20 protein-coding genes are annotated in these 21,966 nt (G+C 51.2%); 14 read left to right on the forward strand and 6 right to left on the reverse strand.

Features of this window, described 5'->3' with window-relative positions; genetic code table 11:
• The first annotated feature begins 92 nt into the window (after window positions 1-92).
• The 3 genes from rluD to clpB all read left to right on the forward strand — a co-directional run bounded on the left by rluD (window position 93) and on the right by clpB (window position 4,538).
• Window positions 93-1,046, forward strand: a complete 954-nt coding sequence (gene rluD, locus D568_RS0102020) for a 23S rRNA pseudouridine(1911/1915/1917) synthase RluD (protein WP_020207893.1) — start codon at window positions 93-95, stop codon at window positions 1,044-1,046.
• Window positions 1,039-1,797, forward strand: coding sequence for a peptidoglycan editing factor PgeF (pgeF, locus tag D568_RS0102025; RefSeq protein WP_020207894.1), 759 nt, complete (start codon window positions 1,039-1,041; stop codon window positions 1,795-1,797). Before rluD ends, pgeF begins: the two co-directional genes overlap by 8 nt.
• A 92-nt stretch (window positions 1,798-1,889) precedes the next feature.
• Window positions 1,890-4,538 carry an ATP-dependent chaperone ClpB gene (clpB, locus tag D568_RS0102030; RefSeq protein ID WP_026286799.1) on the forward strand — a complete coding sequence of 883 codons (2,649 nt, stop codon included), beginning with the start codon at window positions 1,890-1,892 and terminating at the stop codon, window positions 4,536-4,538.
• A 64-nt stretch (window positions 4,539-4,602) separates the two neighbouring features.
• On the opposite strand, the gene D568_RS0102035 is transcribed toward clpB, so the two are convergent.
• Window positions 4,603-5,046 carry a DUF4124 domain-containing protein gene (locus D568_RS0102035; protein WP_020207896.1) on the reverse strand — a complete coding sequence of 148 codons (444 nt, stop codon included), beginning with the start codon at window positions 5,044-5,046 and terminating at the stop codon, window positions 4,603-4,605.
• Window positions 5,047-5,458: 412 nt separating this feature from the next.
• On the opposite strand from D568_RS0102035, the gene D568_RS0102040 reads away from it, so the two are divergent.
• Both D568_RS0102040 and ilvN read left to right on the forward strand, forming a co-directional pair.
• Window positions 5,459-7,192: an acetolactate synthase 3 large subunit gene (locus D568_RS0102040; protein ID WP_020207897.1), complete on the forward strand. Its 1,734-nt coding sequence runs from the start codon at window positions 5,459-5,461 to the stop codon at window positions 7,190-7,192.
• Between the two features lies 1 nt (window position 7,193).
• On the forward strand, window positions 7,194-7,685 hold the full coding sequence (ilvN, locus tag D568_RS0102045) for an acetolactate synthase small subunit (protein ID WP_026286800.1): 492 nt from the start codon (window positions 7,194-7,196) through the stop codon (window positions 7,683-7,685).
• A gap of 54 nt (window positions 7,686-7,739) precedes the next feature.
• Here ilvN and rimI read toward each other — a convergent pair whose 3' ends face one another.
• The 3 genes from rimI to D568_RS0102060 are packed head-to-tail and all read right to left on the reverse strand — an operon-like array spanning window position 7,740 to window position 10,568.
• Window positions 7,740-8,249, reverse strand: coding sequence for a ribosomal protein S18-alanine N-acetyltransferase (rimI, locus tag D568_RS0102050; RefSeq protein WP_020207899.1), 510 nt, complete (start codon window positions 8,247-8,249; stop codon window positions 7,740-7,742).
• Window positions 8,239-9,015 carry a hypothetical protein gene (locus D568_RS0102055; protein WP_020207900.1) on the reverse strand — a complete coding sequence of 259 codons (777 nt, stop codon included), beginning with the start codon at window positions 9,013-9,015 and terminating at the stop codon, window positions 8,239-8,241. Before D568_RS0102055 ends, rimI begins: the two co-directional genes overlap by 11 nt.
• A gap of 5 nt (window positions 9,016-9,020) precedes the next feature.
• A complete protein-coding gene (locus D568_RS0102060; protein ID WP_020207901.1) occupies window positions 9,021-10,568 on the reverse strand; it encodes a 2-isopropylmalate synthase in 1,548 nt (515 codons plus the stop codon).
• A 178-nt stretch (window positions 10,569-10,746) separates the two neighbouring features.
• Between D568_RS0102060 and D568_RS0102065 the strand changes: the two genes are divergently transcribed.
• The 4 genes from D568_RS0102065 to prfC all read left to right on the forward strand — a co-directional run bounded on the left by D568_RS0102065 (window position 10,747) and on the right by prfC (window position 15,363).
• Window positions 10,747-12,090 carry an MATE family efflux transporter gene (locus D568_RS0102065; protein ID WP_020207902.1) on the forward strand — a complete coding sequence of 448 codons (1,344 nt, stop codon included), beginning with the start codon at window positions 10,747-10,749 and terminating at the stop codon, window positions 12,088-12,090.
• Between the two features lie 124 nt (window positions 12,091-12,214).
• Complete coding sequence (cysC, locus tag D568_RS0102070) at window positions 12,215-12,838, forward strand: adenylyl-sulfate kinase (RefSeq protein WP_020207903.1); 624 nt, start codon at window positions 12,215-12,217, stop codon at window positions 12,836-12,838.
• A gap of 21 nt (window positions 12,839-12,859) precedes the next feature.
• A complete protein-coding gene (gene cysQ / locus D568_RS0102075) occupies window positions 12,860-13,651 on the forward strand; it encodes a 3'(2'),5'-bisphosphate nucleotidase CysQ (RefSeq protein ID WP_020207904.1) in 792 nt (263 codons plus the stop codon).
• A gap of 128 nt (window positions 13,652-13,779) precedes the next feature.
• Window positions 13,780-15,363: a peptide chain release factor 3 gene (prfC, locus tag D568_RS0102080; RefSeq protein WP_020207905.1), complete on the forward strand. Its 1,584-nt coding sequence runs from the start codon at window positions 13,780-13,782 to the stop codon at window positions 15,361-15,363.
• A 49-nt stretch (window positions 15,364-15,412) separates the two neighbouring features.
• Here prfC and D568_RS0102085 read toward each other — a convergent pair whose 3' ends face one another.
• Window positions 15,413-16,552: a TonB family protein gene (locus D568_RS0102085; RefSeq protein WP_026286802.1), complete on the reverse strand. Its 1,140-nt coding sequence runs from the start codon at window positions 16,550-16,552 to the stop codon at window positions 15,413-15,415.
• Window positions 16,553-16,894: 342 nt separating this feature from the next.
• On the opposite strand from D568_RS0102085, the gene D568_RS0102095 reads away from it, so the two are divergent.
• From D568_RS0102095 to D568_RS0102105, 3 genes are all read left to right on the forward strand, one after another.
• Window positions 16,895-17,587, forward strand: a complete 693-nt coding sequence (locus tag D568_RS0102095) for a cyclic nucleotide-binding domain-containing protein (protein WP_020207908.1) — start codon at window positions 16,895-16,897, stop codon at window positions 17,585-17,587.
• Between the two features lie 115 nt (window positions 17,588-17,702).
• Entirely contained in the window at window positions 17,703-18,386 is a 684-nt protein-coding gene (locus tag D568_RS0102100; RefSeq protein WP_020207909.1) for a flagellar brake domain-containing protein, read from the forward strand.
• A 19-nt stretch (window positions 18,387-18,405) separates the two neighbouring features.
• Complete coding sequence (locus tag D568_RS0102105) at window positions 18,406-19,101, forward strand: hypothetical protein (protein ID WP_157497597.1); 696 nt, start codon at window positions 18,406-18,408, stop codon at window positions 19,099-19,101.
• A gap of 73 nt (window positions 19,102-19,174) precedes the next feature.
• Here the strand turns inward: D568_RS0102105 and D568_RS0102110 are convergent, their stop codons facing one another.
• Window positions 19,175-19,948, reverse strand: a complete 774-nt coding sequence (locus D568_RS0102110) for a hypothetical protein (RefSeq protein WP_020207911.1) — start codon at window positions 19,946-19,948, stop codon at window positions 19,175-19,177.
• A gap of 280 nt (window positions 19,949-20,228) precedes the next feature.
• On the opposite strand from D568_RS0102110, the gene dinB reads away from it, so the two are divergent.
• Together dinB and D568_RS0102120 are read left to right on the forward strand one after the other, a co-directional pair.
• Window positions 20,229-21,293 (forward strand): DNA polymerase IV, encoded by a 1,065-nt coding sequence (gene dinB / locus D568_RS0102115; RefSeq protein WP_040515997.1) that lies wholly within the window; start codon window positions 20,229-20,231, stop codon window positions 21,291-21,293.
• A 216-nt stretch (window positions 21,294-21,509) separates the two neighbouring features.
• On the forward strand, window positions 21,510-21,935 hold the full coding sequence (locus tag D568_RS0102120) for an ExbD/TolR family protein (RefSeq protein WP_026286804.1): 426 nt from the start codon (window positions 21,510-21,512) through the stop codon (window positions 21,933-21,935).
• Window positions 21,936-21,966 lie beyond the last annotated feature (31 nt).

Below are 21,966 nucleotides of genomic sequence, written 5' to 3' on the forward strand. Positions count from 1 at the left end.
CGTTCGGGCCTTTGGCCGAAACAGTAGGGCGCTATTTAAACACAGTCGGGGGGCAAGCCAAAGCGGCGCCCCTGCTAAAAGAGAGAAACCGGATGAGTAATACCATTGAGCTTGCCGCTGACGTGCCGTCCGAGTGTCGGGGGCAGCGATTTGACCAGGTGGCGGCGCTCTTGTTCCCCGATTACTCCCGCGAGCGTTTAAAAGAGTGGATTAAAGCCGGACAGCTGACGGTAAATGGCGCTTCGGGTAAGCCTAAAGATAAGTTGCTGGGGGGAGAGGCCCTCGCGCTGCAGGCAGAGCTGGCAAATGAGGCTACCTGGGAGGCAGAAGACATTGCTCTGGATATCGTCTTTGAAGATGAGCACCTTTTAGTGGTGAATAAACCCGCGGGCCTAGTGGTGCATCCCGCGGCTGGAAATTACAGTGGCACCCTGGTTAACGCCTTATTGCACCACAATCCTGACCAGGCTCAGTTACCCCGTGCGGGTATTGTGCACCGACTGGATAAAGAAACCACTGGCCTGATGGTGGTGGCTAAAACCCTGGCAGCGCACCACAACTTGGTCTCCCAGCTTCAGGCGCGCAGTGTCAGCCGCGAATATGAGGCCGTGGCCGTGGGTCAGTTTACCGGTGGTGGCAAGGTAGACGCCCCCATTGGCCGCCACCCAAAGCAGCGCAAACTGATGGCGGTTGTGCCAATCAGCGGTAAAGAGGCGGTTACCCATTACCGCGTGCTGGATCGTTTTGCTCATCATGCTCATTTACGGCTTAAGCTGGAAACAGGCCGAACTCACCAGATTCGGGTACACATGGCTCATATTAATCATCCGTTGGTGGGTGATCCCGTTTACGGAGGGCGCTTTCGTAAGCCTCAGGGGGCGTCCGCCGCCTTGTTAGAAACCTTGCGAGAGTTTCCGCGCCAGGCGTTGCACGCTGCCAGTTTGGGGTTGGTTCACCCTCACAGTAACGAGCTTATGAGCTGGCAAGCACCTTTGCCCGACGATATGGTGCAGCTTTTAGCGGCGCTGGAGGCCGACAGTGACTGATTCATGGATTACCCCAAACTGGCCGGCTCCTCAATCCATCGGCGCCGTTGTTACCACGCGTGTAGGAGGAGTGAGTACCGGAAGCTTCGCCAGTAACAACCTTGCGCTTCATGTGGGTGATAATTCGCAAACGGTTGAAAAAAACCGCAGTGCCCTCGCGCAGTACTGCGACTGGCAAAAAACGCCCCAATGGTTAGAGCAAATTCACGGCGTAAAGGTGCTTAAAGCGCAAGATGACGGATTGGTGCGCACCGCCGACGGCAGTTTTAGCCGCGATAAAAGTCAACCGTGTGTGGTGTTAACCGCTGATTGCCTGCCCGTTTTACTGTGCAGTAAAACGGGTAATGAGGTGGCGGCGGTGCACGCCGGTTGGCGTTCGCTCGCGCGGGGTATTGTTCCCCGGGCTGTGAGTAAATTCAGCGCTCCACCTACCGATGTTATGGCTTGGCTAGGGCCTGCCATCGGTCCTGAGCATTTTGAAGTGGGTGTGGATGTACTGGAAGCCTTCTTTAAACACGCCCAGTCCGATGCGCACACGGATGCTATTGCTGAGGCCATGCGCCCAGGCAGCAAGGCGATGCACTTTTACGCCGACCTTTACGCTCTGGCGCGAGCCTCGCTACACGCCTGTGGCGTAACGCAGATTTACGGTGGCGATTTTTGCACCTACGCCGACCGCGAACGTTTTTACTCTTACCGCCGTGACGGTAATCACACCGGTCGCATGGCCACCGCAATATGGATTAAGTAATTCATTTCATGGCCCGCGAATAGCTTGATTTTCCCTCCGCTGCCCCTACTTTAATAAGCAGACTATTAAAGCGTTTATGAGGGATGACACCCATGCGTATAGACCGTTTAACCAATCAATTGCAGCTGGCGCTCTCCGATGCCCAGTCAATGGCGGTAGGTCGTGACCACACTCAACTTGAGCCTTCCCATTTGATGCTGGCTATGCTGGATCAGCAAGGTGGCACGGTTCAGCCTTTATTATCCCAAGCGGGCTTTGATGTAAAAGGCCTGCGCAACGAACTCAATAAATCGCTGGATCGATTGGCGAAAGTACAAAGTCCGTCGGGCGATGTGCGTATGTCGCAAGAGCTGGCGCGCCTATTAAATTTGGCCGATCGTTACGCGCAAAAGGCGGGCGACAAATTTGTTTCCAGTGAGTCGTTATTAATATCGGCGATGGATGACAAAGACAGCGAGCTGGGTAAGTTGTTGCAACAGTTTGGCAATACCGAGCGCTTAAAGCAGGCCGTGGAAGCGGTGCGCGGCGGCGAAACCGTAGACGATGCCGATGCAGAGGGAAACCGCCAGGCGCTGGAGAAGTTTACTGTCGACTTAACCGCTCGCGCGGAAGCGGGCAAGTTGGACCCGGTAATAGGTCGCGACGATGAGATTCGCCGCACCGTGCAAGTGTTGCAGCGCCGCACCAAAAATAACCCGGTATTAATCGGCGAGCCCGGAGTGGGTAAAACCGCTATCGTTGAAGGGCTGGCGCAACGCATCGTAAACGGTGAGGTGCCCGAAGGTTTAAAAAATAAACGTTTACTCTCATTGGATTTAGGCTCTTTGTTGGCGGGCGCGAAATTTCGTGGCGATTTTGAAGAGCGTTTGAAGTCGGTGCTTAACGAGCTCTCTAAACAGGAAGGTCGTATCATTCTGTTTATTGACGAGTTGCACACCATGGTGGGCGCCGGTAAAGCCGAGGGCGCTATGGATGCTGGCAACATGTTAAAGCCCGCGCTGGCTCGTGGCGAGCTGCACTGCGTGGGTGCCACAACACTGGATGAGTACCGTCAGTTTATTGAAAAAGACGCTGCGTTGGAGCGCCGCTTTCAAAAAGTGCTGGTGGACGAGCCCAGTGAGGAAGACACGATTGCGATTTTGCGCGGCTTAAAAGAGCGCTATGAATTGCACCATGGTGTAGACATTACCGACTCGGCCATTATTGCTGCGGCAAAATTGTCGCAGCGTTATATCACTGACCGACAGCTTCCCGACAAAGCCATCGATTTGATCGACGAAGCCGCCAGCCGTATCCGTATGGAAATTGATTCCAAGCCCGAAGAAATGGACCGGTTGGAGCGCCGCTTGATTCAATTGAAAATCGAGCGGGAAGCGGTAAAAAAAGATGAGGACGAATCCAGCCGTAAACGTCTGGAAAAAATCGAGCTGGATATTGAAGACCTGGAGCGTAAGTTCGCCGAGCTCGAAGAGGTATGGCGCAGCGAAAAGGCGGCGTTACACGGTTCGCAGGAAATTAAAAGCAGTCTTGATCAGGCGCGCCAGGATTTGGATGCCGCGCGTCGGGCAGGTGACTTAGGTCGCATGTCTGAACTTCAGTACGGCATTATCCCCGAGCTTGAAAAGCAACTGGATATGGCCAGCCAGGTCGATATGATGGAAATGAAGCTGTTGCGTAACCGCGTGGGCGATGAAGAAATCGCCGAGGTAGTGAGCAAGTGGACGGGTATACCTGTGTCTAAAATGCTGGAGGGCGAGCGAGAAAAACTGCTGCAAATGGAAGACGCGTTGCATAAACGAGTGATTGGTCAAAAGGAAGCCGTGGTTGCCGTTTCTAATGCTGTGCGCCGTTCTCGGGCGGGCTTGTCAGACGCCAACCGGCCCAATGGTTCTTTCTTGTTCTTGGGGCCAACGGGTGTAGGTAAAACCGAGCTTTGTAAGACTTTGGCGTCGTTTTTGTTTGATACCGAAGACGCTATGGTGCGCATTGATATGTCCGAGTTTATGGAAAAACATTCGGTGGCGCGTTTGATCGGTGCGCCGCCAGGGTACGTCGGCTATGAGGAAGGGGGGTATTTAACCGAAGCGGTTCGTCGCCGTCCTTACTCTGTATTGTTGTTGGATGAAATCGAAAAGGCGCACCCGGATGTGTTTAATATTCTGTTGCAGGTGTTAGATGATGGCCGCCTGACCGACGGCCAGGGCCGCACGGTAGATTTCCGCAACACGGTAGTAGTTATGACGTCAAACCTCGGGTCGGATCGTATTCAGGATTTAGCGGAAGATAAATCGTTTGATACGGTAAGCTTTGACGGTGATGGCGGCTTGTCGGATTCGACCAACAATGAAAACCGCTACGCCGCCATGAAAGAGGCCGTGATGGAAGTAGTGAGCCAGCATTTTCGTCCCGAGTTTATCAACCGTGTGGACGAAGCGGTGGTATTTCACCCGCTGGCCAAAAACCAGATTCGCGGTATTACCGATATCCAGATCGCGCAACTGGGTAAGCGTTTAGCGGATAAAGATATGGCGCTGAATATTTCCGATGAGGTGATGGATAAGCTCGCCGAAGCGGGTTATGACCCTGTCTATGGTGCAAGGCCACTCAAGCGGGCAATCCAACAACATATTGAAAACCCCTTGGCGCAGGATATTTTGGCTGGGAAATTCTCACCCGGTGACACCATCGAGGCGGTATTGGAAGGCGATAAAATCACCTTTAGATCACGCCAGATTCACTAGTTGATTTAGTCCGAATCAACAAAGCCGCCTCAGTAAGGCGGCTTTGTTGTCGGAGTGGGTGCTCCTAGCAAGATTCGTTTATCGCCTCTTGGGCTTGTTGCAGACGCTCGGCTTTCTCTTCTTCACTCAGATAGCGGAAGCTGCCATCGTCGGTTGACTCGCGCACACGGCCGCCGCGCCCCAAGACTTCGGCATTTTGGCGTGCTGCTTCGCAGCGCTCTGGGTCTTTTTGCGCTTCTGCCTGAGCGCTGGAGCTTTGGGCGTTCTGCTGCTCAGGCGTCATGTGAGAATAGTCCACCGGTTCGCTGTGGCCGGTTTTGGGTTGAATAGCTGTGCTTTTTACCCCATTGGGTGGTCGGGTGCCAAAGTGGGTATTGCCATTTTCATCCTCCCATTTGTAAAAAGTTTCAGCCGCTTGAGCAGCAAGGCCACCCAGGCAGAGTGTGGCAAAGATAAGTGTTAACAGCCATTTGCGTTTTGGTTGCGTACACGATTTATTTGACAGCATAGCCCCACCTACTCATTCGTTATCCGACTGGCACTATAACCTTATTTATATCTAGGGGGTGAGCCCGCTTTGGAATTTGTGAAATCGCCACCTTATATCTCCGATTTCACGGCTAAAATCTTGACTTTATTGCATATATTGAGACAATACCCAGTCTCGCTAGATGGCTCGCAGGTCCGCCGACAACCTCGGCTGCTTCGGCCGCGCCAGCAAGTCACCCGCTTGTTGAACCATCCGCACCGCGTAGGCGCATCCACCGATGCCGCCTGCCCAAGAAACCGCAGTCGCTACCAGCGCGTAACTTGGGGAATCCTGATATTCAATTAGCTCTGCTATTGCGGCGGCAACAGGCGTTGGCGCTCTGCTATAGTGGAGCGTATTTATTTTATTCAGTAGTGAAAGGGGAAATAACGTGGAAATGCTATCAGGCGGCGATATGTTAATTCGCGCGCTGCGGGACGAAGGCGTAACAACCGTTTTCGGCTACCCCGGTGGCGCTGCGCTGCACATATACGACGCTATTTTCCGGCAGCAAGACGTCAAACATATTCTGGTGCGCCACGAGCAGGCGGCCACTCACGCAGCGGATGCCTACTCGCGCTCAACCGGCGAAGTCGGCACCGTACTGGTCACCTCAGGCCCAGGTGCTACCAACGCCATTACCGGTATTGCCACCGCGTATATGGATTCTATTCCTATGGTGGTGCTATCCGGTCAGGTGGTCTCGGAGCGTATCGGTGAAGATGCCTTCCAGGAAACCGATATGGTCGGTATTTCGCGTCCCATCGTAAAGCACAGCTTTATGGTGCGTGATGCCCGCGATATTCCCGAAGTGGTGAAAAAGGCTTATTACATTGCCCGCACCGGCCGGCCAGGGCCTGTGGTGATTGATATACCCAAAGACATCACCAACCCGTTTGATACTTACCCCTATGAGTATCCGGAAAAGGTCAAAATCCGCTCCTACACGCCTGCTACTCGCGGGCACGCAGGACAGATTAAAAAGGCCGTGCAGCTAATGCTGGATGCCAAGCGCCCGGTTATATACGCAGGTGGTGGTGTTGTGCAGGGTAACGGCTCTGAGCTGCTAACCGACATCGCTCGCAAACTGAACTACCCGGTAACCAACACCCTGATGGGGTTAGGGGCCTACCCGGGTTCTGATCGCCAGTTTTTAGGCATGTTAGGGATGCACGGTACCTACGAAGCGAACATGGCCATGCACCACGCCGATGCCATTTTGGCCGTGGGCGCGCGCTTTGACGACCGTGTAACCAACGCGGTGAACAAGTTCTGCCCCAATGCCAAAATCATTCACATTGATGTGGACCCGGCGTCTATCTCTAAAACCGTTACCGCGGATATCCCCATTGTGGGTGCGGTAGACAGCGTATTGAGTGAAATGCTGGCGCTGATTCTTGAAAGCGAGCAAAAGCCCGATGCCTCAGCGGTGAAAAACTGGTGGGAGCAGATCGACGAGTGGCGTGACAACCACGGTATTTACACCGCACCGCGTTACGACAACAGCGGTGAAAAAATCATGCCGCAGGACGTGATTAAAACCCTGCACGAGGTTACCGGCGGTGACGCCTACATTACCTCTGATGTGGGGCAGCACCAGATGTTTGCGGCGCAGTACTATCTGTTTGATAAACCGCGCCGTTGGATCAACTCGGGCGGTTTGGGCACCATGGGCTTTGGCTTGCCTGCGGCTATGGGCGTGCAGATGGCTCATCGCGATGCGGTGGTGGCCTGCGTGACCGGTGAAGGCAGCATTCAGATGTGCATCGAAGAGTTGTCGGCGCTTAAGCAGTATCACCTGCCGGTAAAGATTATCTGCCTCAATAACCAGGCCCTGGGCATGGTGCGGCAGTGGCAAGACATGCAGTACGACAGCCGCTATTCCGAAAGCTTATACGAAGATTCATTACCCGACTTTATTAAGCTGATGGACGCGTATGGTCACGTCGGTATTCGTGTGACGAAAAAAGAAGAGCTGAAGGCAAAAATGGAAGAGTGCTTTGCCATGAAAGACCGTGTGGTCTTTATGGATATTGCGGTCGATACGTCCGAGCATGTTTACCCCATGCAAATTGCCGGCGCCTCTATGCGCGATATGTGGTTGAGCAAGACGGAGCGCACATAACATGAGACGAATTATTTCTGTACTAATGGAAAACGCGCCCGGCTCTCTTTCACGGGTGGTGGGTTTGTTTTCACAGCGTGGTTACAACATCGAGTCACTGACTGTGGCACCAACGGAGGATGAGACACTGTCTCGTCTGACCCTGACCACTATTGGTGATGACCATAAAATCGAGCAAATTACCAAGCATCTGAACAAGTTAATTGATGTGGTAAAGCTGGTGGATTTGACCGAAGGCGCGCACATCGAACGCGAAGTGATGCTGATTAAAGTCAAAGCGGCTGGCGCTCAGCGTGCTGAAATCAAACGCTGCGTAGATATCTTTCGCGGCCAGATCGTGGACGTGACTGCCAGCTTGTACATTATCCAAATTACCGGTACCAGCGATAAGCTGGACGCTTTCTTACAAGCCGTGGGCGATGCTTCTATTCTAGAAGTGGTTCGTTCAGGTGTGTCGGGTATTGCCCGAGGCGAGAAGGTGTTAAGTCTGTAAAGCTCTCCGGCTCCGCGTTCAGCGGAGCCGTTTTTTTATCTCACTGCTTGCTCGTTAACTGCTTAAAAAACTGTACGCCATAATTACGGCATCTTCGCGACCTTTATTGGCCGGGTAGTAATTGGGGCGAATCCCTACCTCGGCAAATTCCAGTTTTTGATACAGTGCAATGGCCGCCTGGTTTGATTCGCGCACTTCCAAATAAAGGGTATCTGCCACGCCTTCGAGCTTCTCGAGTAAAAAAGACAACGCGGTGAAGGCCAGGCCTTTGCCTTGGTGTGAAGGATCGATGGCGATATTGAGCAGCTCGGCACTGCCTGCGGCTGACGTAACCACAAAGTATCCCGCAAGTGTGCGCTCGTTAAAAATAAGCACGCAATGCTGGCGCGAGTGTAGGCAATCGGCAAATAATGTACGGCTCCACGGGTGCGAGTGCGCTCGGGTCTCGATAGCGCAAAGCGCATCTATCTCATTTTGGGTGAGAAGTTTAAAGCGAATGCATTGTCCGTGTTCGGTAGTGCGCTTATCCGCCAGTGTTGTTGCGTCCAAGGGTTTAAACGGCATGTAATGCGGACCATAAATGGCGTTTAAGGGCGGGTTCTTGCAGCAATTTGCTTAAGCTAGGTAACACTAAGGCGGTGAGTTGCTGTGTTCCCGCTAGCGTGAGCGCAACTTTTTTAAACTCGTTGACTTCGGCCTCTGGGGTCACAAACCATTGTGCGGCGCTGGTTCCCATTAGCCAGAGTTCAGGCTCTTGTTGCTTGGCCAGTTCTTCGCTTAACCACGCTTGCAGTTCTTCGCGTAAATCGGCCTCGGTGTACATTTTTGCCAGCTGCTCGTTCAGTGGGCAGCGCATGCGCTCGGGGTTATTCAGTGGGGTGTTTTGCTCGCGGCATAAACGCAGAATATTCGTCAGCAATTTATCGGTGGGTAGCGCGTTTCCCGGGGTGTGCTCATCAATAATCAATAATTTTTTGCTTGGCCGCCAAAGATGCAGGTGTACAGGTGTTACGCCTTTTTTCTCTTTGGGGGCGCTAATTTGCAGCGGCTCTTTGCGCACGGGCTTGCTGGACTGGGTAATGCCCATATCGTCCAGTACATTGCCTATGCGTTTGCTGTCTGCAGGTTGCGGTTTGGTTGGCGCGACTGTTTGGTTTGTTTCGCTCACGGCCGTGGCTGCTGGTACGGGTGCGGTCGGCGCAGCTGCTGTTGGCGCCGCTACGGGTAGGTCGCACAGCACAGGCTCAGGCGCATAGGGCAGCACCACCCTGGGAACAAAACTGTCTACCCCCAGAGCGCTTAGGTACTGATGGCGCTGCCTTTCATCCATACGGCTTATATGCCCTCGCGTTGAGGGTGTGAGCGCTCGGGTGCGGCAAGTAAATTCAGAGCGTGCAAATAGGCTTTAGCCGAGGCGACAACGATATCGGTATCGGCGCCTACGCCATTGACGATATGTCCGTCTTTTTCTAAGCGCACCGTGACATCGCCCTGCGAGTCAGTACCTTGTGTGATGGCATTGACCGAATACAACTTTAAGGTGGCGTCGCTTTTGGCCAAGCGTTCAATGGCTTTGTAGGTTGCATCAACCGGGCCGCTGCCAGTAGCTTCGGCGTGCTGAGTGGTTCCGTCGATCACCAGACTTAGTTTGGCATTCGGCTGCTGGCCGGTTTTACACATCACCTCTAAGTCGCCCAGCTGATAGGTTTCGGGAACAGAATGCGGTTTTACGTCGCTGACTAACGCCTGTAAATCTTCATCGAAAATTTCATGCTTTTTGTCCGCCAAGTCTTTGAAGCGTTCAAAGGCGGCGGAAAGCGCCTCGGGGTTATCGAAGGTAATTCCCAGCGCTTCAAAGCGCGCTTTTACTGCAGCGCGACCGGAGTGCTTTCCCAGCACCAGTTTGTTGGTGTTCCAGCCCACATCTTCGGCGCGCATAATTTCGTACGTTTCGCGGTGCTTGAGAACGCCGTCCTGGTGAATGCCGGATTCGTGAGCAAACGCGTTGGCGCCGACAATGGCTTTGTTGGGCTGTACGGCGAAGCCTGTGATGCTGGAAACGAGGCGGGAGGTGGGCACAATGTGGCTCACATCCAGATCGGTTTGTACGGGCATCATGTCCTGGCGGGTGCGCACAGCCATGGCAATTTCTTCCAGCGCGGCGTTACCGGCGCGCTCACCCAAACCGTTGATGGTGCACTCAACCTGGCGAGCGCCGTGCATAACGGCCGAGAGAGAGTTAGCCACGGCCAAGCCCAAGTCGTTGTGGCAGTGGGTTGAGAAAATTGCTTTGTCCGCATTGGGGATGGCATTAATCAGGCGGCCAAACATCGCACCGTATTCGCCTGGCTCACCATAGCCGACGGTGTCGGGTAAATTAATGGTGCGGGCGCCGGCATCGATAACCGCTTCGATGATTTTGCACATAAACTCAAATTCTGAGCGGCTGGCGTCTTCCAGCGAAAACTCTACATCATCGGTGTGATTACGGGCCAGTTTTACCGCAGCCACCGCTTGCTCCAGCACCTTGGGTGGCTCCATCTTCAGCTTGTATTGCATGTGGATGGGGCTGGTGGCGATAAAGGTGTGAATGCGACCGCTGTTGGCCGGTTTAATGGCCTCGGCAGCGCGTTCAATATCGCCTGGCACCGCACGTGCCAGAGAGCATATCGTACTGTCTTTGACGGTTTTGGCGATGGCCTGAATGGATTCAAAATCACCTTTACTGGCAATAGCAAAGCCCGCTTCAATAATATCCACCCGCATCTTTTCCAGCATTTTGGCAATGCGGATTTTCTCGTCACGGGTCATTGAGGCACCTGGGCTTTGTTCTCCATCGCGCAGGGTGGTATCAAAAATATAAAGCTTGTCTTTAGCGGTCATGGCTTAGCCTGAATCATTTTCGTTTACTCAAAGACTTATTATAAAGTTTGCAGGTGCCTAATAACACAGCTTCGAAGCAAAGGTGTTGGGAAAATATGGGCGAGTGTGATGCTTGAGTGGGCTGCCTACATTCCGCCGTCTGTTATACTCGCCCCTCGTTAAAGATAGGTCCTACTCCATGCCCCCCTTACAGGCCACCATGACAGAAGGCCAGGTTTCGGCCCAGTTGCGCGCCCTGGCTCTGCCTATGGTTTGGGGGCTGCTGGCCACTATGTCTTTCAACGTGGTGGACACCTTTTTTGTGGCTCAACTGGGTAATACCCAGTTGGCAGCCATGAGCTTTACCTTTCCTGTTGTTATGGTGCTTACCAGCATTGGTATTGGCTTGGGTGCCGGTACCTCTTCAGCGGTAGCAAGAAGTGTTGGAGCCGGTGCCGCTGAAGATGCGCAGCGATTGGCAACGGACGCCGTCACCCTGACTTTGCTTATCTCCGTGACAGTATGCGCTATTGGGTGGTTCACGATCGACCCGCTGTTTACTTTGCTGGGAGCACCTCTCGAGTTATTGCCCTTCATTCATCAATACATGAGTATTTGGTACTTCAGTGCTCCCTGTTTATTGGTGCCCATGGTGGCTTTGGCGTCACTTCGTGCTATGGGTATGAGTCAGGTGCAGGGTACGCTAATGAGTTGCGCAGCACTTGTTAATGCAGTCTTGGACCCACTGCTTATTTTTGGGTTGTGGGGTTTTCCTCGCCTGGAGCTTGCTGGCGCTGCCTGGGCCACGCTGTTAACTCGTGGCCTTACGCTGATGGTTGCGTTGTACATTTTACGCGCACGGGTAGGGTTGTTGACGACACCTTTTGCCCCATGGGGTTTCATTGCGCAGTCTTGGCGTAGCATCGTGCATGTAGGCTTACCAGCCATGGCATCAAACATCATAATCCCTTTGGCCAGCGGTATCGTCGTTATGATGGTTGCTCGTTATGGTACCGATGCGGTAGCGGGTATGGGCATCGCGGTACGTGTTGAGCCTCTGGCGTTAATTGCGTTTTATGCATTATCGGGGGTGGTGGGCCCTTTTTTTGGACAAAATCATAGCGCAGGTATCCAGACCCGATTAGTACAGGCTCATCGGGTATTGAGCGTATTCTGTTTAGGGTTTGGAGCTTTGTTGGCACTGGCGCTTTGGTTGTTAGCCGGACCCATCGCCAACATCTTTACTGACCACGCCGAAGTCGCGGCTGTGGCAATACTTTATCTTACGATCGTGCCTATTAGTTACGGGGCTTACGGCTTGGTGATGTCTGTGAATGCTGCTTTTAACGGTCTAGGCAAGCCATGGCCTGCCATGATGCTATCTGCCGGGCGTGTATTGCTGGTGTTTTTGCCTTTAGCTTGGCTTTTGCAGGCGATGTGGGGCCTTGTGGGCTTGTTTGCCGCAACGGCAGTGACCAATATTTTGGTGGGGGGCTGGGCCTGGTGGTGGTTACGTGTACAAGTAAACGGTAAAACAGTCTAAAAAGGTTTCGTCCACCACCGGGGCGCTGAGATTTACACTTGATAACGACTTAACGGTGTATCTCGCTTCTGCCGTCCTTATTGAATGGGTACAATACGGCGTTGATGCATAAGCAAGGATTGATATGAGCGATAGTAATACGCCCTACGAGCTTAAAAATATTCATTTGCCGTCAAACGCGGTGTGGCATAAATGCACTGTTAGCCCTCAAGAGCGAGCGCAGTTGTTGGGGCAAGTCCCTCGTTGTATATGGCTGACTGGCTTATCCGGCTCGGGTAAATCCACCATTGCTAACGCTTTAGATGCTACTTTGCACGAGGCCGGTATCAAGTCTTTTCTGTTGGATGGCGATAATGTTCGCCATGGTTTGAATAAAGACCTGGGTATGACAGAGACCGATCGTGCCGAAAATATCCGGCGCATTGGTGAGGTGGCAAAGTTGATGGTGGACGCGGGGTTAATTGTAATTTGCGCGTTTATCTCCCCTTACAAGCGTGATCGACAAATGGTGCGCTCAATGTTTCACCATGGGCAGTTTGTGGAAGCCTATTTAGAAACACCATTGTCGGTGTGTGAAGAGCGAGATCCGAAAGGGTTATACAAAAAAGCGCGCGCCGGTGTGATTAAGCAATTTACCGGTATCAGTGATCCTTACGAAACGCCAGAAAACGCTGAAATTGTCATCGACACAAGTCGCGATAGTGTGACCGACAGCGTAAAGCGCATTTTGCAGGTCTTATCTCAGTAGAACTCTAATACGGACACACATATGATTATGTCTCCCGATTATCCGCAAGTGATTGAAGCTGCTGAGCAAGCAGGCCAACTGATTATGCAGGTGTATCAGCGTGAATTTGCGGTGGAACACAAGGGCGATAACAGTCCGCTTACGGAAGCAGATTTGGCTGCTCATAAGTCCATTCAAAAGGCGCTTGAACGTTTAACGCCCGATATACCTGTGTTGTCCGAAGAGTGTGCTGACATCAGCTGGAATACACGGCAGGCCTGGCGGGAGTACTGGCTAGTCGATCCGCTTGATGGGACGAAAGAATTCATTAAGAAAAACGGTGAATTTACGGTAAATATTGCTCATATCGTTGACGGTGAGCCTGTATGGGGGGTAGTGGTTGCCCCGGCACTGGAAATCACCTATTACGGCGGCAGTGCTGTGGATGGCAGCTTCAAGGTAAAAAATGGAGCTACTCAAGCCATTCGAGTCGCAGATGTACCGATCGACTCCAGTGGTTGGTGTATCGTAGGTAGCCGATCCCATCAAAGTGAGGCTTTTACTGCCTTTATTGCCCGCTTTGAAAACCCACGTATTACCAGCATGGGAAGCTCGCTTAAAATCTGTTTGGTGGCTGAAGGGCAAGCTCACCTTTACCCGCGCTTAGGGCCCACCAGTGAATGGGATACTGGGGCCGCCCATGCTGTATTAACGGGTGCCGGTGGTAAACTGATTGAGGCAGACTCGGGTAAGTCTTTGCAGTACAACCGTAAAGAGTCGGTTTTAAACCCCTACTTTATTGCTGCCGCAGACGCTTTTAGCCTCTCAGCATAAACGGCGGCATATTCTGATCAAGGCAGCCCTGTTCTGAGAAGAAAAGGGCGCGCCATGGTAATTGTGTCTATTGCGCATTTGATGGACAATACCGCCCCTCCTGTTAACCGATCCGATTAAGTGCTCTCATGTCTAGCCCTGCTCTGCTCAAACAGATCCAAAAACGGCGTACCTTCGCTATTATTTCTCACCCGGATGCGGGTAAAACCACCATTACGGAAAAGTTGCTTTTATTCGGTAATGCTATTCAGGTTGGGGGTTCGGTGAAGGGTAAAAAAGGCCCTCATGCGAAATCAGACTGGATGACTATGGAGCAGGAGCGAGGCATCTCGGTGACGTCGTCGGTCATGCAATTTCCCTATAAGGACCGCGCCGTAAACCTGCTCGATACGCCTGGGCACGAAGACTTCTCGGAGGACACCTACCGTACACTGACGGCGGTGGATTCGGTGTTGATGGTGATTGACGGTGCTAAAGGTGTGGAAGATCGGACCATCAAACTGATGGAAGTGTGTCGCCTGCGGGACACGCCTATTCTGTCCTTTATCAATAAAATGGATCGTGACACCCGCGACCCTATAGAGGTGATGGACGAAATTGAAGACGTGCTGAAAATTGCTGCTGCGCCAATTAACTGGCCGCTGGGCATGGGGCAGCATTTTAAGGGCGTTTACAACCTATATACCGATACTATCCATGTCTATCGCTCTGGCCAAGGTCATACCATCCCCGAGGATGAGCAAGTAAAAGGGCTGCAAAGTGACGAAGCGCGAGAGCTTCTCGGCGACGAATACGACAATATTTGCGATGAAATTGAGCTGGTGCGCGGTGCTACTCATGAGTTTGAGCTGGAGGAATATCTGGCGGGACGCATGACCCCGGTATTTTTTGGCACCGCGTTGGGAAATTTCGGTGTACGCGAAATGCTGGATGGTTTTGTAGAGTGGGCCCCAAAACCCATCGGTCGAGAAACCAATGAGCGTTTTATTGAATCTGCGGAGCCTGGGTTTTCGGGGTTTGTTTTTAAAATTCAAGCCAATATGGACCCTAAACACCGAGACCGTATCGCATTTATGCGCGTGTGTTCTGGGGTATACAAGAAAGGCATGAAGATGCGTCATGTCCGCATTGGCAAAGATGTAAAAGTTACCGATGCGGTTACTTTTATGGCCGGAGACCGGGAGTCGGTAGAAGAGGCTGTCTCAGGCGATATTATCGGGCTGCATAACCACGGAACCATTCAAATTGGCGATACTTTTACCGAAGGTGAAGCGTTGAAATTTACCGGCATCCCTCATTTTGCCCCTGAGTTGTTTCGCCGTATACGCTTAAAGGACCCACTGAAAACTAAAGCACTGCAAAAAGGCCTGCAGCAGCTATCAGAGGAAGGCTCCACTCAAGTTTTTTTTCCATTGAATAATAATGACATTGTGGTGGGTGCGGTGGGGGTACTGCAATTTGAAGTGGTTGCGTATCGCCTGAAAGACGAATACAAAGTAGAAGCGGTATACGAGCCCGTAAATGTAGCGACTGCACGTTGGGTGGAGTGTGATGATGCAAAGAAATTTGAGGAATTTAAGCGCAAGTGTGCTGATAATCTATGCATTGATGGTGGCGGCCACTTAACCTATTTGGCTCCCACTCGAGTTAATTTATCTCTCTCTGAAGAGCGATACCCCGATGTGCGATTCAGGGCCACGAGAGAACATTGATAAAATTGAGAGCTGAAAATAAAAAAACCGGGCCTTAGCCCGGTTTTTTTTATTTTTGCCGTAAGGCAAAAGTAATGGGGATGGTGAATTCGTGAGTCACGCCTGTAATGATTTCGGGCATGTTGGGATAAGGAGCGGCGTTTTCAATGGCCTTCATAGCTTCACTGTTTAATATGGTGTATTCGGTTTCCTCGAGTAACTCAGCGTTGAGCAGGTTACCTTCACGATCAAGGGTGATGGCAATACGTGCAAATCCTTCATACCCTCGTTGTAACGCACGACGTGGATATTTGATCTCTAGCTGTACTTGTCGAACCAGCCTAGAAAAGTAGCGTTGGCTGGCAAGCAAAGATTCAGCGGTAAAGGTTGGAACATAATCTTCATCTTCCTCTTGCGGCTCGGGGGCAGGCGCGGCTGCCGAACTGCTCGAAACCGCCACGGTGCTGCTGGAGGATGCAACCGCTACGGGCTCAGGTTCTGGCTCGGGTTCAGGGGCTGGCGCTACTTGAGCAACCGGCTCGGGCTCGGCTTTAGGGAGCTCGGCTTTTGGAAGTTCTAGCTTAGGTGCTGCAACGATCGCCGCACCTTCTGAAACAGTTGGAGTTGAGGCCGGTTTGGGTGGGGTATCCGTTTCCGCTGGGGTAATTTGCGGCGCTGCTGGAGCTGGAGCAATCCAGCCTGCGACTTGATCAATACGCTCATTTGTAGGAGATAGCGATTGATAACGGCTGCGTAAGCTGTCATTGACATCACCTGCCACGAGTAACTGGTCTCGGAAGTTTGAGGAAAGCGGCACTCTGCCCACCCAGGTGCTGGCCAACAGAGAGAAGAAGTTGTCATCGTCAATAGAGCCCAGAGTGATAGTATCTACGATTATATCTACTCCAGCGCCAGGGGTAAGGGTAAAAACAATATGGTCGCCCTCGCGTAAACGTTCGGTAAACATCTTGGTAAATGCCACCATGTTATCGGCTTGGCTTGTGAGTGCGTCGGCTCTATTGTTGATTGCCATGCCCTCGATCCACATTCGACTGAAGCGGCGGGCTGACAGGCCGCGGTTAGCAGTGATTTTTAACTCCATGCGCATAGGGATGTTGGCCGCCAGTAGTACCTCAGCGCTTTCGGTGAGGTTCTCGCTATAAAGCGCACCAATGAATTGGTCTTTTCCAAGTTCTTGGTGTACAGCCATACCATTCAACAATGGCGCTCCATACACAAATTGTGACAGACCGATCAAGAATGTGGTTAAACACGCCAATGAATATCGAATTGAACGGAGGGATCGCATATAGTAGCTTCACTTAATGTTAGATTTATTGGGCATTTATAATTTCAGTACCTTAAAAGTGGCCACTGAAACATTTTTTTGTACTATACCCTTTACTCTACCGAAAAATTGTGCAGCCGAAAAGCAGGATCTTGTCTAATTTATCGGATGAATTTCAATGGATAGTGCTTTTCGAAATCAGTTTCTAGGTCGAATGGGTGCATTATTCTCGTCTTGAGCATGTGAGTGTGGGTTTTTCCGGGAATGGAAATTAAACGGATTGAGAAGTTTGATCGTCATGTTATTGAGCAGTTGCTCTTTGCGATTCCTTTCTTTAAGGCTGTACGAGCCTTTGATTACAGTCAGTTCGATGCCTTGCTTCAATATTCACGGCTCATTGTCTTTCGCCCTGGCGAGGTGGTTTTAAGGCGGGGTGACGGGGACCAGAGTTTGTACTTCTTACTCAAAGGGCGACTGGCGGTTTATGCAGATGAGGGCTTAAAAGGCCAGGTTGTAAACTACATTACCCCCGGAGAAGTCTTTGGAGACCTGGCTCGGCTTACGCATAGACCAAGATCTGCGACCGTAGTCGCCGATGAGGAGTGTCGAGAGGCGCTGGTCTTTTCCGCCGATGTTTCAGCATTTGATAACTTGGAAACCACCCACCCGTTATCACAGCAAACGAAATTACTCTATTACCGGAATACAGTGCATAACCTCCGCTGGAAGTTAGAGGTTTATCGCTCACAATACCCTCAGGATGAATTGGCCGAACGCCACCGGGCAATTAAGCTTTATATGGGGCCTAAAGATACATTGGAGGAGCTAAAGTCACTGCACGGCCAAGCCCGGGATCTTGCGGACCTGCTGTTAGCCTGGAATAGCCGTTTTGGGGCAATTTACCCTGAATTGCTGGGCGGCGAGCCTCAGCTTGAGGATTACGTGCACACTAAGTAGAGTCAAAAGCCTCCGTCTTAGCTTGCGAAAACTATAAAGCTCTTGCGATACTCAATTACTCATCTTTAACCGAAATGTCGGTTTCACCAGTTCAATTAAGGGGCGTCCGGTAGTAATGGAGTTTGAGGCTTTACGTTTGGTGCATGGTGCAACGCTGCAGGTGCAAGTTAGTAATAGTGCTGGGCAGCCAGAGCGTTACTCTTGCCGTTATGTCGGGGCGGTAGCGGGGCGTACCTTGATTTTTACCATGCCGCGAGGAGGGGGCAAAACACCACGCTTTCGCCCTGGACAGCGAGTGGCCGTGAGATTAATGATTGCCAATGGTATTGGTTTGTTTGCGGCGAGTGTCGAAGCCCAATCTACTGAGCCATTGCCATTACTGTATGTCAGCTACCCGGACTCAGTGACATTTAAGGGGATCCGCAGTGCCACTAGGGTCGTTGTTAATCAAGATGTTACGGTAGTGAATGATAGTCAATTGGATAAACCTGAAACCTCAGGGCGAATCGCCGATATCAGTATCAATGGCGCCAGACTTGAGTTGCGAGAGCCAATCGCGAATATAGGTGATAAAGTTATTTTGAAATCACAGGTGACAGTGGAAGGGCAGACTTGGCCACTGGCGATAGAAAGCGTTATCCGTTCGCGTATAGAGCGAAGTACTCAAGAGCAGCATCAAACATTAGCCGCAGTATACGGTGTAGAGTTTACTGAACAAAACAAAGACGCACTATTGGTGTTACACGCTTATGTTTTTTCCCATATCGCTGCCGAGCAGACTCCTCAAAACGCCTTATAGTTTGTGTGCCCTGCTGAGTGTGATCTATTCGTCTAGCCATGCCGTAGAGCTTGAGCAGCTGCATTTACCTCGTACCTATTTGCGTTATTTGCCACAAATTTATGATGGTGCGCAGTTAATGGCGCAGACTGAGAAGTGTCATCAATTTGTTAAAGGCGGTCTTAAGATTGACGCCAGCGATTTGAAAGCTCCCGTTTTCAGTTACACCTGCCGCGATTCGAATAACTTAACTTATCGATGGGTAGTCGATGGTCTTTCTCTGGAAATTCTCGATGATACTCGTCCCCAAGGTCGTATCAGTTTTGCCGAGTATCAAAATGAGCTTGAGCAGCAGCGCCAACGTCAGCGTGAGCGCGAGCAGGCGCGGGAGGAGGAGCTTGCTCGCCTTCAGGCTGAACGGGAAGCAATTGAGGCTGAGCGAGAAAAGCTTCGTCTGGAGCAGCAAAGGGCATCTTATTGGCCTAAATGCAAAAACTTACTCTCAGAGAAAACAAAAAACATGCGGGCAGTGGAGTGGCAGTTTGATCAACAGCCTGAGGTAGAGTTGCTCACTTCGGATGAGGGTGGTACAGAAAAAGTGCGATTCATTATGGATTTTAATGCTCAGGACTACCATCGTCAGACGCTAGAATATCGAGCGTTTTGTGATTTCATGCCGCCTGAGGATGCGACAATCGAGATCCATCCCAGGGCTTTAGTGCAGTCTGGCAAGTAACACTTAGTATTTGCATGTACATACAAAAAAGCCACCGCACCTACTGCGGTGGCTTTTTTGTTGAAGGTGCTTCTTACTTAGCTTTTGGCTTGCGGCCGCGCTTAGCCGGCGCTTTTTTAGCGGCGGTAGTGCGCTTGGCTGGTGTTGCCTTTGCTTTTTGAGCGGTTGGTGCCTTACGAGCTTTGCTTTTGGCTCCAGTCTTCTTGGCGGCAGCTTTTTGCTTCGCAGCGGCCTTTTTGGCAGCAGCACGAGCCTTGGCTGCGGCTTTCTTCTCAGCCGCTTTTTGCTTGGCGGCCGCCTTTTTAGCGGCAGCTTTAGCTTTTGCTGCGGCTTTCTTGGCAGCGAGCTTAGCTTTAGCTGCGGCTTTCTTCTCAGCCGCTTTTTGCTTGGCGGCCGCTTTTTTAGCGGCAGCTTTGGCTTTGGCGGCAGCCTTGCGATCAGCGACTTTTTGCTTTTTCGCTAGCTCGCGCTGGGCTTTTGCCATAGCGGTTTCATGCTGCTTGGCGACTTTATTGGTCGACTTGATCGTTGCCAGTTGTTGTTTGGCAGTAGCCAAACCTTCGCGAGCACCAGAGACTTCGCCCTGGGCTTTTTTAACCGCTGCGTTTGCAGTGGCGACTTGCTTGGCAGCAGCCGGGGTTTTCTTTTTCTTGGCCGTAGCCAATTTAGTTTTGGCTGCTTGCAAAGCTTTAGTTGCTTTGGTTACAGCTTTTTGTTGAGCGTCAACAGCTTTTGCTGCAGATTGTTCTTCTGCGGCGCGAGCTTTGCTCAGTTGGTCTTGCAGCTGAGCCAGCTGTTTTTCCAACTGATCAACTGTGTTTACAGCTTTAGTTTTACGAGCAGCCATGGTGAGCTTCCTTTATTGTTGTGAACAAGAAAGTAAACGAATTAGATTCGAAGGTGAAAACTTTAAGACTTTACCTGCGAATTTCAACCATTTTACGACATTTTTAGTTAAAAATCGTTGAAATATAAAATTTATTCGCGCTTTTAATGTTTTTTTTTGAATTTAATGTTTGTTGACAGTAAAAAATCTCGGCGTAAGGGTGAATAATTTTTTTGTTGGCTTGTTTATTTTGTTTTCAGCTGTTTTATACTGGTTTTTTATACAGTGAGTCGGGTGGTTGATGGGCCGGTACATAATTCATGTCGATGCTGATTGTTTTTTTGCGGCAGTAGAGATGCGAGAGCGACCTGAGCTTATGCATAGGCCAATTGCGGTTGGAGGCAGTGCGAGTTCAAGAGGTGTTATCTCTACCTGTAATTACCCTGCCAGAAAATTTGGCATCCGTTCAGCCATGGCCACTGCGCGCGCTTTACGATTATGCCCAGGACTAATTCTGTTGCCTCATCGCATTGATCTATATCGACAGGTATCAGCGGCAATGATGGATATATTTCGTCGGTATACAGATGTACTAGAACCTTTGTCGGTCGATGAGGCATTTCTTGATGTGACCGCAGTGGCTGGTACGGAAAGTGAGGCGCTGACCATTGCGCAACAAATTCGCACTGATGTGCAGAGGGAATTGAGTATTACAGTTTCAGCCGGAGTGGCGGGAAATAAGTTCTTAGCCAAGGTGGCGAGTGACTGGCGTAAACCTAATGGTGTGTTTCAAGTTCTTAGTTCAGATGTTAAGAGCTTTACTGCGGATTTATCGGTGCGTGTGATTCCCGGGGTTGGGCGGGTGACTTGTGAGCAATTGCAGTATTTAGGGGTGGTGCAGTGTCGGGATTTATACCGCTACACTCTCGAGGAGTTGCAACATTTATTTGGACGCTTTGGTGTTCGGTTGTATTGGTTCAGTCGCGGTGTTGATGATCGTGAGGTTACGGCAGAGCGAAATCGCAAGTCGGTCAGTGTGGAGAGAACCTTCGCCGAGGATTTGGCCACTAAAGAGGCTTGTTATGAGCAGCTCAGTGGCTTGTGTGTACGCTTACAGCAACGCTTGGAGAAATTAGAATACAACGCTGTGATAGGAAAAGGCTTTGTGAAGGTTAAGTTTGCCGATTTCAGCCAGACCACGGTAGAGCGCCCAGGGCTGATATGGAATGCCGACACCCTGAGGCCTCTGCTTGCTGAAGCCTTAACCCGCGGGCAGGAGAAGGTCCGCTTGTTGGGGGTCGGTGTGCGTCTGCTTCCTGCCCCCCCTTCTGGAGGCGTGGATCAGATTGGGCTGTTCGACCAATAGGGCGAGTATGGGTAAAGCTGGAGTTGCTCTTTACGTATATTTGCCTTAAAAAAGTGCTGAATTGGGTTAGTCAGCGTGGGTACAAGCTGGTAGTATTGGCGCTTCGAATATGAGGGACCTGTATAGCCTGCCTTCAGAGCTCCCGAAATATGGGTGTCTGAGTGTGTTAAGAGGCCCTGAACATCATCCACTAGCATAATAATGGGAGTGTGTACGGTGAGTCGTAGAAAGAAAAACCGTAACTCTGAGGAAAGTAATGATATCGATTTGACGCCGATGCTGGACGTCGTTTTTATCATGCTTATTTTCTTTATCGTGACGGCATCCTTTGTTAAGGAAATTGGCCTTGACGTGAATGTACCGGAAGAAAACGATGAGCCACCACCGCCCAATGCGGATCCGAACATTCTGGTGCAGATAAGTGCGGACAACCAAATCTGGATGTTTGGTGAAAACGGCCTGCGACGCATCGATGAAGCCTCGGTTCGATCAAATATTGCTCAAATGCGCGCTGAGCTGCCGAAGGCATCCGTTATTATTCAGGCTCATGAGAAGTCGGACGCTGGAGTGTACGTTGCGGTTGCCGATGCGGCCCGAGCGGCGAAAGCACCTAATGTTGTTCTGGTGCCAACCGAAGATTAAATATCGGTTTGCTGCAGGCATAAAAAAACCA

Origin of the sequence: Gilvimarinus chinensis DSM 19667 (genome assembly GCF_000377745.1) — a bacterium.
Lineage (GTDB): Bacteria > Pseudomonadota > Gammaproteobacteria > Pseudomonadales > Cellvibrionaceae > Gilvimarinus > Gilvimarinus chinensis.